Here is a 14,701-nt window from a genome sequence, read left to right on the forward strand (position 1 = left end):
ACCATCCACACCGACCTCTCCATCACCTGGACCAGCACCCGCACAGGCGAAACCATCACCACCTACCCACGCTGACCACACAGCCGGGGCCGCGTGGGTCGTGTCCGTCCATGTCAGGCCGCCTTGCGCGCGAGGCTGAAAGTTCAACCTCACTGCGAGTCAAGAGTCACTGCGACGCCAGGTAGTCGTCGATTGCTGCGGCCACCGTCGGACGAGTCACGCAGTCGTAGGCGTGATCGTTGACAATGCCCGACGCCTGCATCAGCGCGAACATCGTCGTCGGACCGACGAACTTCCAGCCGCGTTTCTTGAGGTCTTTTGAGAGTCTCGTCGAATCCTCGGACAGCGTCATCGAACCCGGAACATGTTCTGCCGCAGGCGCATACCGCCAGAAGAAGGATTCCAGCGACCCCTTGTCGTCGATGAGCTCAGTCGCTCGCCGCGCGTTGTTGATCGCCGCTTCGATCTTGCCCCGATGACGAATGATCCCGGCGTCGCCGAGAAGACGTTCGACATCACGCTCGGTGAAGCGCGCGACCCTCTCGACGTCGAAACCTGAGAAAGCGGCCCGGAAGTTCTCGCGCTTGGTGAGGATCGTTCGCCAGCTCAGGCCGGACTGGAAGCCTTCGAGACACACCCGCTCGAACAGGGCGTTGTCGCCGGTGAGCGGAAATCCCCACTCCGTGTCGTGATAGGTCGTCTCGGGCTCGACCGCCGCCCAGGTGCAGCGCGACAAGCCATCGTCGCCAACGATCACGTCCACCATGCCCTGCCTCCCAGTCCGCCGTCGAGCGTATCGCGGGACTCCGACACGCTCGGCATGTCCAACTGCTTTACCGATACGGTGGATTGCGTGAGCGACTACATCCTGAATTCACCGGGCACCTTCATCACCGATTCGCTCCGCGGATTCGTTGCCGCTCACCCCGATATCGTCTGGCAGTCAGACCCCGGTTTCCTGCACCTGCGCGAGCGCGACGGCGAGAGCAAGGTGGCCCTCGTCTCCGGCGGCGGGTCAGGTCACGAGCCCATGCACTCCGGAATGATCGGCACCGGCATGCTCGACGCCGCCTGCCCTGGACTGGTCTTCACCTCGCCCAACGCCCTGCAGATCGTCGGTGCGACGCGGTGGGCCGACCGCGGCGCAGGCGTGCTGCACATCGTGAAGAACTACACCGGCGACATCATGAACTTTCGCATCGCGCGACACCTGGTGCGTGACGACATCGAGACCGACTACGTGGTCGTCGCAGACGACGTGGCGTCCGACTCCGCAACCGGCCCCGGTCGTCGCGGAACCGGAGCGACGATCCTGGTCGAGAAGATCTGTGGTGCAGCGGCTGCTCGCGGCGACGAGCTGGGTGCCGTTGCCGAGATCGGTCGCCGCGTAGCGGACAACGCCCGCAGCATCTCGGTGGCCTATCACGCGTGCACCATGCCGTCGAAGTCGGCGCCGACCTTCGAGCTCGACGCCGACGAGATGGAGTTCGGCGTTGGCATCCACGGTGAGGCCGGCCGTGAACGCACCGCCCGTGTCGGCGCCCGTGAACTGGTCAATCGCATGGTCGACCCACTGGTCGACGCCCTCTCGCTCGTCCACGGCGAAGAGGTGATCTGCCTGGTCAATGGCTTGGGCGCCGCACACCCGCTTGAACTCGACCTCGTGTTCGGTGAGGTCGTCGCAGATCTTGACCGTCGTGGGATCTCCATAGCCCGGCCGATGGTCGGAACATTCGTCACGGCCCTCGACATGCGAGGCGTCTCGATCACCCTGCTGCGCGCCGACGACGAGATCGTGTCGCTCTTCGACGCACCGACCACCGCACCGGGATGGGCCGCAAACCCGTCACGGGGAACCGCCCCACTGAGCGACACCACATTCGCCGAGCCGTCGGATTCCGCGGACGACGGGGCCGAGAACGAATGGCTGACGCGCTTCGTCCGGCACGTCCAGGAGTCGATCGACGACCTGACCGAGCTCGACCAGAAAGCGGGCGACGGCGATTTCGGTACCAACATGGAAGCCGCGCTGTCGCACTTCAGCCTCCCTGTGCGCGGTACCGACAGCCAGGTTCTCAGCGCGATCAGCACGTCGTATCTCGTCCGCTCCGGCGGGACATCCGGCGTCATCTTCGGCGTGCTCTTCCGTGAGTTGGCCCACGCGTTCTCCGAGACCGACGACGTCGAGGCCGCAATCCGCGAGGGCTCCTCGCATGCGCTCGCAGAGATCCAGGATCTCGGAGGCGCCCAGGTCGGCGACAACACGATGGTCGACGCGCTCAGCCCGGCCGTCGACGCCTTGGAGAATGGCGACTCTCTGTCCGACGTCGCCGAGAAGGCGGCCGAAGGTGCCGAATCCACGCGCGACACGACCGCAACCAAGGGGCGCGCCAGCTACGTTGGCGAGAATGCGCGCGGCGTCGTCGATCCCGGTGCGCTCGTCGTTTCCTGGCTCTATCAAGCTCTGGCTGACGACTGACCCGTTCATAGACTGGAATCGTTTACCCATTGCGCCCTGTCGCGTTATCACTTCGTGACCGCGGGTTTCCTCGGTTTCGAGTTCGTCGCAATCCACTGTCGCCCCTGACGGTCCACGTGCGCGAGGACTTAGCGTTTAGCCCACGTCGAGAAGTCGGCGCAGCGCACTTCGAACAGGAGCTCGACATGAGTGATTCAACGGGACACCTGTCTGCACTGCTCTCCCGGATCGCGGAGGGCGATGCGCATGCCTTCGCCGCTTTCTACGACGAGACCAGCCACCGCGTCTACGGCATGGTTTTGCGCATTGTCCGAGACCGCGGTCTCAGCGAGGAGACCACGCAGGAGGTCTTCTTGACGGTCTGGCGGTCGGCGCACACCTTCGACCCGGAGTCCGGCTCACCGCTCGGATGGCTGATGACGCTCGCACATCGACGCGCTGTCGACCGGGTTCGCTCGGAGACCGCGGCGAAGCGTCGACTTCACGTTTACAGCACCGCAGAGCAGTCCACGCGGATCGAACACGACGTCGTGAGCGAGTCCGCTGAGCGCCGCGAGACCGTCCGCGAGGTGCGGTCCCTGCTGTCACGGCTGACCGAACTGCAGCGCGAAGCGATCGAGCTGGCCTACTTCCGCGGCATGACCTACCGCGAGGTTGCCGACGAACTCGGCGTCGCGCTGCCGACCGCGAAGTCGCGGATCCGGCAGGCCCTCAAGCGTCTCGAGCCGCACATCTCGGCAGTGCCCGCTGCGTGAGCACCTGAACAACCCCAACCACACCGCCCCCGCACAAGCAAAAGGTCCCGACCCGTTCACGGGTCGGGACCTTTCTGGCCTGTCGGCGTGTCAGGCCTGCCGGCGTATCGGTTCGGGACCGGTCAGCCCAGAACCAAACCGTCGCCGTCGGCGCTCACGTTGACCGGAACGACGTCGCCGTCGCGGACCTCACCAGCGAGCAACGCCTTGGCGAGCTTGTCCCCGATGGCCTGCTGCACCAGGCGACGCAGCGGACGCGCACCGTAGAGCGGATCGAATCCCCGCTCTGCGAGCCATTCCTTGGCCTTGGGCGTGACCTGCAACTCGAGGCGACGCTGTGCGAGCCGCTTCTGCAGTTGGCCGAGTTGGATGTCGACGATCGACACCAGTTCCTCCGGGCTCAGCGCGTCGAAGATCACGACGTCGTCGAGTCGATTGATGAACTCCGGCTTGAAGGCTGCGCGCACTGCCGCCATCACCTGGTCCTTGTCGCCGCCGGAACCGAGGTTCGACGTCAGGATGAGGATGGTGTTGCGGAAGTCCACGGTGCGGCCCTGACCGTCGGTCAGGCGTCCTTCGTCGAGAACCTGCAGCAGGATGTCGAAGACGTCGGGGTGAGCCTTCTCGACCTCGTCGAAGAGGACCACCGTGTACGGACGACGCCGCACAGCCTCGGTCAACTGACCGCCCTGCTCGTAGCCGACGTAGCCGGGAGGGGCACCGACAAGCCTTGCGACGGCGTGCTTTTCGCCGTACTCACTCATGTCGATGCGCACCATCGCGCGCTCGTCGTCGAACAGGAACTCCGCCAGCGCCTTGGCCAGCTCGGTCTTGCCGACACCGGTCGGTCCGAGGAACAGGAACGATCCCAGCGGCCGGTTCGGGTCGGCGACACCTGCGCGTGCACGCCGCACGGCATCGGAGACCGCGACGACGGCGTCCTTCTGACCGATGACGCGTTGTCCCAGTTCCTCTTCCATGCGCAGCAGCTTGGCGGTCTCACCCTCGAGCATCTTGCCCGCGGGGATACCCGTCCACGCCGACACGACCTGTGCGACGTCGTCGGGGCCGACCTCCTCCTGCAGCATCACGTCTTCGTCAGGGTCGGTGCCGGTCTTCTCGATCGCGGCCTCCAACTCCTTCTCCAAGCCGGGAATCTTGCCGTAGCGCAGCTCGGCCGCGCGGCCGAGATCACCATCACGCTCAGCGCGATCTGCTTCTCCGCGAAGGCGTTCCAGCTCTTCTTTGGTGTCGCGAACGGCGTCGATGGCGGTCTTCTCCGACTGCCAGCGTGCAGAGAGCTCGTTGAGCTTCTCCTTCTGATCGGCCAGTTCCTGACGCAGCTTTTCCAGACGTTGCTTCGACGCCTCGTCATGCTCCTTTTCGAGCGCGACTTCTTCGACCTCGAGGCGTCGGACGACACGCTCGACCTCGTCGATCTCGACGGGGCGCGAGTCGATCTCCATCCGCAGGCGCGACGCCGCCTCGTCGACGAGGTCGATGGCCTTGTCGGGCAGGAAGCGCGAGGTGATATAGCGATCGGAAAGTGTTGCGGCAGCGACCAATGCGGAGTCCGTGATGCGTACACCGTGGTGCACCTCGTACCGTTCCTTCAGTCCACGCAGGATGCCGATCGCGTCTTCGACGCTCGGCTCGCCGACGTACACCTGCTGGAAACGACGCTCCAGTGCGGCGTCCTTCTCGATGTACTTGCGGTACTCCTCCAGGGTCGTGGCACCGACGAGTCGCAGCTCACCACGAGCAAGCATCGGCTTGATCATGTTGCCTGCATCCATGGCGGAATCGCCTGTGGCACCGGCACCCACGATGGTGTGCAGCTCGTCGATGAAGGTGATGACCTGGCCGGCCGATCCCTTGATCTCGTCGAGCACGGCCTTCAGCCGCTCCTCGAACTCGCCGCGGTACTTGGCGCCCGCGACCATCGATCCGAGGTCCAACGAGATAACTGTCTTGTTGCGCAACGACTCCGGCACGTCGCCTTCGACGATGCGCTGAGCAAGCCCCTCGACGATGGCGGTCTTGCCAACGCCTGGCTCACCGATCAACACCGGGTTGTTCTTGGTACGACGGCTGAGCACCTGCACCACCCGACGAATCTCGGAGTCGCGCCCGATGACCGGGTCGAGCTTGCCCTCACGGGCAGCCGCGGTCAGGTCGGTCGAGTACTTCTCCAGCGCCTGATACGTGGATTCGGGGTCCTCGGACGTCACGCGCGCGGTGCCACGGACGGCGACGAACGCCTCCTGCAGAGCCTGCGGGGTTGCGCCGTTGTCGTGCAGCAGCTTGGCGACATCGGAATCGCCCGTGGCGAGCCCGACGACGAGGTGCTCGGTGGAGACGTACTCGTCGTTGAGTTCGGACGCGAGCTGCTGAGCAGCGGTGATCGCCGCGATCGATTCGCGGGAAAGCTGCGGCTGGGCACTGGCACTCGACACCGTCGGCGCCCGGTCGACCATGGCCTGAGCCTGCGCCCGAACAGTCGACGGATTCACTCCCACCGCCTTGAGCAGCGGCGAAGCAATACCGTCGGACTGGTCCAGCAGCGCGACCAGGATGTGGGCCGGACGTACGTCGGGGTTACCAGCAGCGGCCGCCGCCTGCACAGCAGCGCTCAACGCCTGCTGCGTCTTGGTGGTCGGGGTGAAGCTGTCCACTTGGTGGTACCTCTTTCTCTACGTGTTCTTGCGTTCTTAAGTCTCCGTGGCTCAATTATGGCCACTCGAGTTGTTCAACGCACGTAGAGTTGAGTCTATTTCGCTCAGGTTTGTATATTGTGTGACGTGCATCACTGGTCATTCTCATGCTCCGGCAGAGAAGTGGCAGTTCCAACGTCGTCAGAGTGATGGCGTCGAGCGCTCCCCTGCGCGTGTGGTGCGGCAGTGGCCAGCAGGATGAGGCCGACACCGCAGGCGGCGACGATGAGCCATCCCGGGGCCAGCACCCCGGAAAGCTCGGCCGATCTGACATCGCTCGCCGGTGTCAACGCCGAGCCGAGCAATCCTCCGGCCACGGCGATCCCGACGGCGGCACCGACCTGCCGGGCGGTCGACGTGATGCCGCCGGCCACACCGGCCCGCTCGGCCGGGAGACTGCTCACCGCGGTGTTGGTGATGGGCGCGTTCGCGAAACCGATACCGATCCCGAACAACGCGTACGCCACCAGCAGCAGCAGAACCGACACGCCACCGTCACCGACCAATGACCCGGTGGACATCCAAGCGAGCAAACCACCGGCGGCCATGAAGCCACCAGCGATGAACAGCGGCCTGCGCGGGCCCCTCGAAGCGACCATCCGGCCGGAGAGTGGTGCACAGACCGTCGCCCCCGCGGCTATGGGAAGGACGGCCAGGCCCGTTGCCATGGGCGCCCAGCCGCGTCCCACCTGGAGGTAGAACGTGGTGAACAACAGGGTCATCGAGATCGAGACAAATACGGCCAAGGCCCCGAGGACGGCCGCGGTGAACTCGGGTTGACCGAATGCCGAGAGGTCGATCAGCGGCGCGGAGCGGCGTGTCTCCACACCGATGAAGACACCCGCCACAACGACGAGACCCGCATAGATCGCCAGCATCGCCGGCGCGGTCCACCCGACATGCGGCCCTTCGATGAGTGCGCCGACGCCGAGCGCGAGCAGGGCAATCAGCAGGAGCTGACCGGCTGGATCGAGACGCCGTGTCCGCACACCGTGCGACTCCGGCACCACCGTCAGCACAGCGACCAGGGCTACGAGCACCAGCGGTACGTTGATCCAGAACACCGACCGCCACTCGAAGTTGTGGAGCAGCACGCCACCGAGCACGGGCCCGGCGGCCATGCTCAGTCCGAATACCGACGCCCACACGCCGATCGCCCTGGCCCGTTCGCGCGGATCCGGCGTCGCCGCCACGACGATGGCCAACGCGACCGGACTCAGCATCGACGCTGCCACCCCCTGCAGCGCACGGGCCGCGATCAGCACACCCGCGTTCGGTGCCAGCGCGCACAACAGCGATGTCACACCGAACCCGATCAGCCCGATCAGGAACACCCGACGACGACCGAATCGGTCGGCGATGGCACCCGAGGTGATCAACAGGCTCGCGAACACGATCGTGTAGGCGTCGACGACCCACTCCAGTCCGCGGGCGCCGATCGCCAGACCGTCTCCAATAGATGGCAGAGCAACATTGACGATCGTGGTGTCGAGCCCTACGAGGAACAGACTCGACGCGCACACCACGAGCACCAACCGGCGTCTGGATGCGCTGAGGACATCGGACTCGGCAGTGGACACAGGCGAACCCCCTTGGACCACTGTCTCGTGGCCTGGATGCGTGAACAGAACGACGTGAGTGTGCACGGGCCACATCAGCGATCCCCAGCGTTCTTGCAGAAACCGCAAACAATCCGGCCGTGTCACACACAGGCCGTCACACTTGAGCGGTGAACCGTGACGCACCGCCGACACCCGATGCCGATGTCACCGCGATCCTGGACGCCATCGGGCCACGGTTGCGCAGGCTCCGACAGCAACGCCGGCTCTCTCTGGAAACGGTCGCGAACGACGCCGGACTCACTGCCAGCACGTTGTCACGTCTCGAGGTCGGCAAGCGACGGCCGACGCTGGACCTGCTCATCCCGCTGGCCGGGGTCTACCGCGTCTCACTGGACCAACTCATCGCCCCACCGCCCAGCGGCGATCCGCGGGTGCACCTGACGCCCTTCCGACACGACACCGGCAGCGTCGTCATCCCCCTGACCGGCTATCCGGGACGGATTCAGGTGTTCAAGCAGGTACTCTCCGCTCGCGCACCGAAGCTCGTCACCCATCCGGGCTACGAATGGCTCTACGTCCTGGCCGGGACGCTGCGCGTCATCGTCGCAGAGCGCGACGAGATACTCACGGCGGGCGAGGTCGCCGAATTCGATACCGCAGAACCCCACTGGTTTGGCCCGGCGGACAACTCAACCGTCGAGATCCTGCACTTGTTCGGACCGCACGGTGACCAGCCGGTGCGGTGGTCTGAAGGACTCACGCACCACCCGTAGGCGCCAGGCCCGCAACCGCCATCGCACCGAGCGCTTGCGCACCCGACGCAAACGGCTCGGTACCGTCCTCGGTCAGCGTGTCATGCAACGCTTTCAGTCCGTCGAAGGCGCCGATCAAGGCGATGGCGACGCTCACCGAGTCGAGATCGGCCCGCACCTCCCCGCGCTCCTGGGCTTCGCCGACTACTGCGCCGACAAGATCGACCCATTCCTGGTTCACCTCGGCCACCCGTCGACGAACCGGACTGTCCTGTCCCAGGTCGGTGAGGTTACGGGTCAGTTTCGACACCGCCCACACCGTCGGGTCGTCTCGGTGAATGGTGAGCATCGTCGGCAGCAGCGCCTCCAGACGACGACCTGCGGGGACGCTCGACAAGGCGCTGCGCACTTTGCTGACCCACTCACGGTTCTTGTCCTCCAGGACCGCCAGCGCCAGCGACTCCTTGCTGTCGAAATGAAAATAGACGGCTCCCTTGGTGAGGCCGGTGGCGTCGACCAGTACTGACATCCGTGCGTTGTCGTAGCCCAGGTCGGCGAAGACCGTCGCTGCCGAGTCGACGATGTGCGCTCGGGTACTCGCCCCCTTGGCCGTTGGTCCCGCAGGTCGTCCCACAGTCCTGCCTGACTGTCTGTTCGTCATCGGTACCCCTTCTTGCACATTCAGCTCCAATAGTTCATCATACATTTGCAATACCGCCCAGTCGGTTTATTTATTGAAGGAGAATCCATGTCCGACTTCGCAGACGCACTGTTGCGCGAAAAGACGGTGCTCGTCACCGGCGCGTCATCCGGGATCGGGCGCGCTTTTGCCCAGCGCGCATCCGCCCACGGCGCGCGACTGGTCTTGGTCGCTCGCCGCACCGATGTGCTGAGCACGTTCGCCAAGGAACTACACGCATCGCACGGCACCGATGTGCGCGTGATCTCCGGTGATCTGTCCCGCCCCGGCGCCGGGACCACATTGTTCAATGACGTTGTCGCACAAGGCCTGAGTGTCGACGTCCTGGTGAACAATGCGGGAGTCGGCGCCCACGGGGATCTGGTGACGGCCAACTCAGCCGACATCGTCTCCCAGATCCAACTGAACGTAACCACCCTCGCCGAACTCACCACGTTGTTCCTGCCGGCGATGACGGCCAGAGGCAGCGGCACGGTGATCAACATCGCCAGTACCGCGGCGTTCCAGCCAATCCCCCACATGGCGGTCTACGGCGCGACGAAGGCGTTCGTCCTTTCCTTCACCAGGGCGCTGTGGGCAGAGACCAAGCCGACCGGCGTCCGCGTCATCGCCGTGTGTCCCGGGGCCACAGATACAGAGTTCTTCGACATCGTCGGCGACGCCGCATCCGTGGGCCGGCGACGAAACCCGGACGATGTCGTGAACACCGCGTTGCGCGCACTACATCGCCATCGGCCCAGCGTTGTCGACGGCTTCTCCAACGCCGCGGTCGCAGCCGTGAGCACCCGACTCCCTGCACGGGTCGCCATCGCGGCCGCCGAACGGTCCGTTCGCCCCTGAAGCAAATGCCCAGGTTCCACCAACGATCGACTAACGAAAGAAGTACCAACACATGTACATTCACGACTTTGCTGTAGCCGCAGCCGCCGCGGTGAACGCCCACGATCCTGCCGCGGTACTCACACTGTGGGCAGAACCCGCCGCCTACAACTCGCCCCTCACCGGACCCCAGGCCGGACTCGACGCATTGCGTTCGCGCGAAGAATCGCTCTTCGGTGCGTTCAGCGACCTCCGCGCCACCATCACGCCGCTGGGTCAGGAAGGACTCACCGGTGCGATGTTGGTGAGGTTCGACGGCACGCATGACGGCCTTTATGCGGGATTGCCTGCCACGGGCAACACGATCGCGCTGGAGATGGTCGCCATCGTCGACTTCGACGAGAACGGCAAAGTGGTCAGCGAACGTGTCATCCTCGACACCGCCGATGTCGCAGCCCAGCTGACCCCATCGAGCTGAATTCTTCTCGTCCCCCCAGCCGCCATCCGAAGGCGGCCGATCACGCTCGAAGACGAGGAGCGATACAGTCGCTGCGACCCGGCGTCGACGATCGGTTCCAAACGACGTCGCTATTCGCGACATGAACTGCGCCACGCACATCACCAGGCCGCGGTAGCCTGCCTCTACCAGCGGCACGAGTCGCGCGACGGTGCTCCCCGATCGCCAAATGTGTGTCGAGTCGAAAGATGCGGGTGCTGCAGCACCCACACCTTCACGTAAGACACACATCTACAGCCCCCTCGGCCCTCGGGGCCACTCAGTGTCTCCACAGCGACGAGCGGGCACACTGTGTTCGGAGAAGAGGGCGGTGAAGGTGGCGTGCGCATCCTTGTAGTCGACGACGACCATAACGTCGCCGAGACGGTCCGCAGGATGATGGTGGCCGAGGGCTGGGTGGTCGACGTCGTGCACGACGGTGCGCTCGGCCTGGAGAAGGCCACCTCCGAGCGCTTCGATGTGATCCTGCTCGACATCATGATGCCGGGCCTCAATGGATACGAGGTCGTGCGGTCGCTACGGCGTTCCCAGGTGTGGACACCCGTGTTGATGCTGACGGCCAAGGACGGCGAGTACGACCAAGCCGACGCCTTCGATTTCGGCGCTGACGACTATCTGACCAAGCCGTTCTCGTTCATCGTGTTGATCGCGCGCATGCGTGCTCTTGCCCGCCGTGGTGCGCCCGAGCGACCAGCGGTGCTCACCGCCGGCACCCTGTCCCTCGACCCGGCAGCCCACGTCGCGGCCCGCGGCGAAACGGAACTCACCCTCACGCCAAGGGAATTCAGCATGCTGGAGTTCCTGATGCGCCACAAAGGTGAGGTGGTGACCCGAGCCGAGATTCTCGACTCCGTCTGGGACGTGAACTATCGCGGCGACGAGAACATCGTCGAGGTCTATGTGAGCTATCTCCGCAAGAGAATCGATACCCCGTTCGGGTGCAAGGCAATTCAGACGGTGCGCGGGGTCGGGTACCGCCTGGCGGCCGACGGAGGCAGCTAGGCACGTAAAGGCTAGTCCAAACCCTGCTCGACGCTCATCCGAAAGCCGACTGCCGCTCCCCCACCATCGGCGTCTGTGATCACCACGGTCCCACCGTGGGCGCGGACGATCTCCGAGACAATGGCCAGTCCGAGACCTGAACCGCCTGATCCGCGCTGCCGCGAGGCGTCGAGGCGCACGAACCGCTCTGTGACACGGGCTTTGTCGTCGTCAGGGATACCGTCACCGTCGTCGGCAACCATGATCGTGACCGTGGCATCCGCGACGTCTCTCGACATCGTCACCGACAGGCGGCTCGAGGCGTGACGGGCAGCATTGTCGGCGATGTTGCGTAACGCGCGTGCAAGATTGTCTGCATCACCGCGAACCCGAGCGGCAACGATTCGTGCGTCGACGACGTGATCTGTCACTGCTTCGAGTCGGGTGACTTCTGCACTGACGATCTCGTCGAGATCGACGTCATCGAGAAGTAGCGGCACTCCGCTTTCATCTGCCCGGGCAAGAAGCAGGAGATCGGCAACCATCTGTTGCAGGCGCAGAGCGTCTGGGAGCATCACGGAATCGACCGTGGCGGGGTCGATGGGCTGGCGTTTGACACTCGAAAGATCAAGCAGCCCAACAAGTGTGGTCAATGGACTGTTCAGCTCGTGTGACGCATCGTTGACAAATTGCAGCTGCTGCGTTCGTGACACCTCGATACGGGCGAGCATCTCGTTCATGGTGACGGCCAGCGCAGACACCTCGTCGCCCGTAGCGGGTACCGGGACCCGTTGGGTGAGGTCACCGCCCGAGATCTCCTCGACGCGTCCGCGGATATCGTCGACGGGGCGCAGCGCGCGCCCCACGAAAACGTAAGTGAGGGAGGCCATTCCGACAACGACGAACGGAAAGACGATGGAGCACAGTATCCCTAGGGCGAGAACGGTGGCGTTGATGGGCGCCTCCTCCGCGCCGACCTGGATGGTGAAAACTCCTTCGGGCGTCTTGACCCCGTAGGCGCTCGCTTGGAATTCCTGCTCGGTGTCGGTGGCGTGCGCGCCGTGAATCGTCAACCGCTGCCCGGCGGCCAACGGAGGCGACATCGGTTGCGAGTAGACGGGTTTGTTGACCAACCTCAGAGCACCCGACTCGTCGGTGATCTGTACGACCGCAATGTTCTGACCGCTCGCGAGCAGCGCCTGGTCGATACCCCCGACCCCTTCAGCCGACAACGAGCTCGCAATCTGCTCTGCGCGCGCGAACGTGGCGGCATCGGCACTCCGCAGCAACACGTGATGCAGTGCTTCGACCATCACCACTGCCGCGATTGCCAACGCGCATGCGACGAGACCGGTCGCGAGAAGCGTGAGCCGCATGCGTACAGGACGAGTCCAGCCGACAAGTCGACCGAGAATCGTCCTTGCACGCTGATACACCCTCCGAAGCCTAGTCGGCAGTGCGTATCCATAATGGCGCTACTCAGCGTCCCCTAAGCTTCCACAGGCAAGGATGCCCCACATGTGTGTCGGTCCTCCCGAGTCGGCAGACGGAGCCGCTCGTGAACGCTGACCACACCGTCGTCCATCTCGGTCCAGCTCTGGCAATTGCCGTCGCGGTGCTCGCCGTGATCGCGATCGCCGTCAACCGATACAACGATCGCGCACTCGCCGCAGCGACCGCACGGGCCGCGATCCGCGCAGTCTGCCAATTAGCAGCTCTGGCAGCAGTATTGGCGCTCGTCATCCACTCGCTGTGGGCATCGGCAGTGTTCGTGGTCGTCATGGCGATCACCGCCGCGGCAACCTCGGCAGGCCGCGTGTCAGCACACCGCGCCGGCGTGCGGAAGACAATCCTGTGCCTCGTTCCGGTATCAGCCGGCACAATCCTGATCGTCGTGACACTGGTTGCTGTGGACGTGCTACCCGCCACCGGAATCGCGATCATCCCGACCGCCGGAATCATGTTCGGGGGTGCGATGAATACGACGTCGATCGCCGGCAAGCGTGCGCATGATGAACTCCGCACTCGGCACGGCGAGGTCGAAGCCGCACTGTCACTGGGATTCTCGTCGCGCGATGCCCGACTGGAGATCATCAGACCCACCGCCGCAACAGCATTGATCCCCGGACTGGATCAGACCCGCTCCGTTGGCCTCGTCACCATTCCAGGCGCGTTCGTCGGCATGGTTCTCGGTGGAGCCTCGACCACAGCAGCGGCGATCATGCAACTCTTCGTCTTGATTTCGTTGCTGGCTGTGAGTGCAGTCGCCGCACTGGTCACTGTCGAAATGGTTTCCCGAGACCTTCTCTGACAGAGGCGAAGGTGGGATGCCACCGGCCTCTACGATCAGTGATGGGCAGAAAACCACTCCGCATACTCGGTGGCCCATACACCAGCCAGGTGTTCTGCCTGCCGCGCCGCGGAGGCTCCGTCGGATATGCCATCACCGTCGACTGCCAGAATCACCGCGACGGCGCCGAGAACCAGCAGGATCGACACGATCAGGGCATTGCGCCCTCGTCGAGCCCTCTTCATGCTTCTGTATCCGTTGTCCATTGCTCGCCGCCTCCTGGTCTTCAGTTGCTCGCGACGTGTGTGTTGTCACCTCTCGGCGAAGTCCTCGTCTGGTTCGGACAATGGCCACGTCGAGACGTCCACTCCGCCATGGCCACTTCGACGACGGGGAGCACGAGTAGCGTTGCAGCGCAGGCGACAACAACGGCAGCGACCACATCTGAGATCCAATGGACACCGAGATACAGGCGCATTGCGCAGACGAACACAACCGCGACGATCGCGCACACCCACAACGCAGCGCGAGCACTACCGCCCGCCGACCGTGCTCCGAGGGACGCTACGGCGACCACCAGTGCAGCAGTCCCAGCCACGTGGCCAGAGGGAAACGAATAGGTGGTTTCCAATACGCCCACCTGGTCTATCACCGGCGGGCGCGGGCGCGCAGCCAGCACTTTCAACGTCGCACACAGCGCCCCCGCGCTTGCGACTGTGGCAACCAACATGACGGCACGTAGGACACTCGCATCGCGCACCAACAGAATGATCGCCGCCAGAGCAGTCCAGACGGCAACCGCACACGGGCTGAAAACCTGCACCGCGACGTCGAGGACCAAGGTCCGGTAAGGCGTATGAAGTCTTGTCGTCGCCGACATAATCGTCGTGTCGATGGGCAGTGGGCCGCCGCCCGAGATGCGCAGGGCGACACCCGCACCCGCAAGGGCAAGAACTAACGCTGATCCGCCAGAAACGCGAATGTAGCTCGACATGATGTCACTATTGATCAGCAGCCCTGTGGAGATGCTGAGTCACGCTGAGTGCAAGGGTTATCTAGTGTCGCGTTTCGTTAGTTGGTTTTCGGTTGAGCTTTCTTGAGAATCTCCTCGACCGGTTTCGTCCACACGAAG

Annotated in this window: 14 protein-coding genes; 7 read left to right on the plus strand and 7 right to left on the minus strand. The window is 64.3% G+C overall.

The window, feature by feature from the left end; translation table 11 throughout:
* Positions 1-166 precede the first annotated feature (166 nt).
* Complete coding sequence (locus tag A5777_RS03495) at positions 167-766, minus strand: DNA-3-methyladenine glycosylase I (RefSeq protein ID WP_064861642.1); 600 nt, start codon at positions 764-766, stop codon at positions 167-169.
* Between the two features lie 54 nt (positions 767-820).
* Between A5777_RS03495 and A5777_RS03500 the strand changes: the two genes are divergently transcribed.
* A complete protein-coding gene (locus A5777_RS03500) occupies positions 821-2,479 on the plus strand; it encodes a dihydroxyacetone kinase family protein (protein WP_064861643.1) in 1,659 nt (552 codons plus the stop codon).
* 185 nt (positions 2,480-2,664) lie between these two features.
* A complete protein-coding gene (sigK, locus tag A5777_RS03505) occupies positions 2,665-3,234 on the plus strand; it encodes an ECF RNA polymerase sigma factor SigK (protein WP_064861644.1) in 570 nt (189 codons plus the stop codon).
* 122 nt (positions 3,235-3,356) lie between these two features.
* On the opposite strand, the gene clpB is transcribed toward sigK, so the two are convergent.
* Together clpB and A5777_RS03515 are read right to left on the minus strand one after the other, a co-directional pair.
* Positions 3,357-5,909, minus strand: a complete 2,553-nt coding sequence (gene clpB / locus A5777_RS03510; protein ID WP_064861645.1) for an ATP-dependent chaperone ClpB — start codon at positions 5,907-5,909, stop codon at positions 3,357-3,359.
* A gap of 131 nt (positions 5,910-6,040) precedes the next feature.
* A complete protein-coding gene (locus A5777_RS03515) occupies positions 6,041-7,528 on the minus strand; it encodes an MFS transporter (protein ID WP_231894929.1) in 1,488 nt (495 codons plus the stop codon).
* A gap of 149 nt (positions 7,529-7,677) precedes the next feature.
* Here A5777_RS03515 and A5777_RS03520 point away from each other — a divergent pair, with 149 nt between their 5' ends.
* Complete coding sequence (locus A5777_RS03520; protein WP_064861646.1) at positions 7,678-8,283, plus strand: helix-turn-helix domain-containing protein; 606 nt, start codon at positions 7,678-7,680, stop codon at positions 8,281-8,283.
* Here A5777_RS03520 and A5777_RS03525 read toward each other — a convergent pair.
* Positions 8,267-8,923, minus strand: coding sequence for a TetR/AcrR family transcriptional regulator (locus A5777_RS03525; protein WP_197502280.1), 657 nt, complete (start codon positions 8,921-8,923; stop codon positions 8,267-8,269). The genes A5777_RS03520 and A5777_RS03525 overlap by 17 nt on opposite strands.
* Positions 8,924-9,010: 87 nt before the next feature.
* Between A5777_RS03525 and A5777_RS03530 the strand changes: the two genes are divergently transcribed.
* From A5777_RS03530 to A5777_RS03540, 3 genes are all read left to right on the plus strand, one after another.
* Positions 9,011-9,802 carry an SDR family NAD(P)-dependent oxidoreductase gene (locus tag A5777_RS03530; protein ID WP_064861648.1) on the plus strand — a complete coding sequence of 264 codons (792 nt, stop codon included), beginning with the start codon at positions 9,011-9,013 and terminating at the stop codon, positions 9,800-9,802.
* 52 nt (positions 9,803-9,854) lie between these two features.
* Positions 9,855-10,259 (plus strand): ester cyclase, encoded by a 405-nt coding sequence (locus tag A5777_RS03535; RefSeq protein WP_064861649.1) that lies wholly within the window; start codon positions 9,855-9,857, stop codon positions 10,257-10,259.
* A 360-nt stretch (positions 10,260-10,619) separates the two neighbouring features.
* Positions 10,620-11,300 carry a response regulator transcription factor gene (locus A5777_RS03540; protein WP_064861653.1) on the plus strand — a complete coding sequence of 227 codons (681 nt, stop codon included), beginning with the start codon at positions 10,620-10,622 and terminating at the stop codon, positions 11,298-11,300.
* An 11-nt stretch (positions 11,301-11,311) separates the two neighbouring features.
* Here A5777_RS03540 and A5777_RS03545 read toward each other — a convergent pair whose 3' ends face one another.
* Complete coding sequence (locus A5777_RS03545; RefSeq protein ID WP_082933533.1) at positions 11,312-12,655, minus strand: ATP-binding protein; 1,344 nt, start codon at positions 12,653-12,655, stop codon at positions 11,312-11,314.
* A 182-nt stretch (positions 12,656-12,837) separates the two neighbouring features.
* Here A5777_RS03545 and A5777_RS03550 point away from each other — a divergent pair, with 182 nt between their 5' ends.
* Positions 12,838-13,590 (plus strand): ABC transporter permease, encoded by a 753-nt coding sequence (locus A5777_RS03550; protein WP_064861654.1) that lies wholly within the window; start codon positions 12,838-12,840, stop codon positions 13,588-13,590.
* A gap of 35 nt (positions 13,591-13,625) precedes the next feature.
* Here A5777_RS03550 and A5777_RS24555 read toward each other — a convergent pair whose 3' ends face one another.
* On the minus strand, positions 13,626-13,814 hold the full coding sequence (locus A5777_RS24555) for a hypothetical protein (RefSeq protein ID WP_156529271.1): 189 nt from the start codon (positions 13,812-13,814) through the stop codon (positions 13,626-13,628).
* Between the two features lie 41 nt (positions 13,815-13,855).
* Positions 13,856-14,563: a phosphatase PAP2 family protein gene (locus A5777_RS03555; protein WP_082933534.1), complete on the minus strand. Its 708-nt coding sequence runs from the start codon at positions 14,561-14,563 to the stop codon at positions 13,856-13,858.
* Positions 14,564-14,701 lie beyond the last annotated feature (138 nt).

It is taken from the genome of Gordonia sp. 852002-10350_SCH5691597, from assembly GCF_001665715.1.
GTDB lineage: Bacteria > Actinomycetota > Actinomycetes > Mycobacteriales > Mycobacteriaceae > Gordonia > Gordonia sputi.

Coding starts and splice junctions, on each gene's coding strand:
- A5777_RS03525 (WP_197502280.1), bottom strand. CDS start 8,923: ATGACGAACAGACAGTCAGGCAGGACTGTGGGACGACCTGCGGGACCA.
- A5777_RS03545 (WP_082933533.1), bottom strand. CDS start 12,655: ATGCGGCTCACGCTTCTCGCGACCGGTCTCGTCGCATGCGCGTTGGCA.
- sigK (WP_064861644.1), top strand. CDS start 2,665: ATGAGTGATTCAACGGGACACCTGTCTGCACTGCTCTCCCGGATCGCG.
- A5777_RS03535 (WP_064861649.1), top strand. CDS start 9,855: ATGTACATTCACGACTTTGCTGTAGCCGCAGCCGCCGCGGTGAACGCC.
- A5777_RS24555 (WP_156529271.1), bottom strand. CDS start 13,814: ATGAAGAGGGCTCGACGAGGGCGCAATGCCCTGATCGTGTCGATCCTG.
- A5777_RS03500 (WP_064861643.1), top strand. CDS start 821: ATGTCCAACTGCTTTACCGATACGGTGGATTGCGTGAGCGACTACATC.
- A5777_RS03495 (WP_064861642.1), bottom strand. CDS start 766: ATGGTGGACGTGATCGTTGGCGACGATGGCTTGTCGCGCTGCACCTGG.
- A5777_RS03530 (WP_064861648.1), top strand. CDS start 9,011: ATGTCCGACTTCGCAGACGCACTGTTGCGCGAAAAGACGGTGCTCGTC.
- A5777_RS03555 (WP_082933534.1), bottom strand. CDS start 14,563: ATGTCGAGCTACATTCGCGTTTCTGGCGGATCAGCGTTAGTTCTTGCC.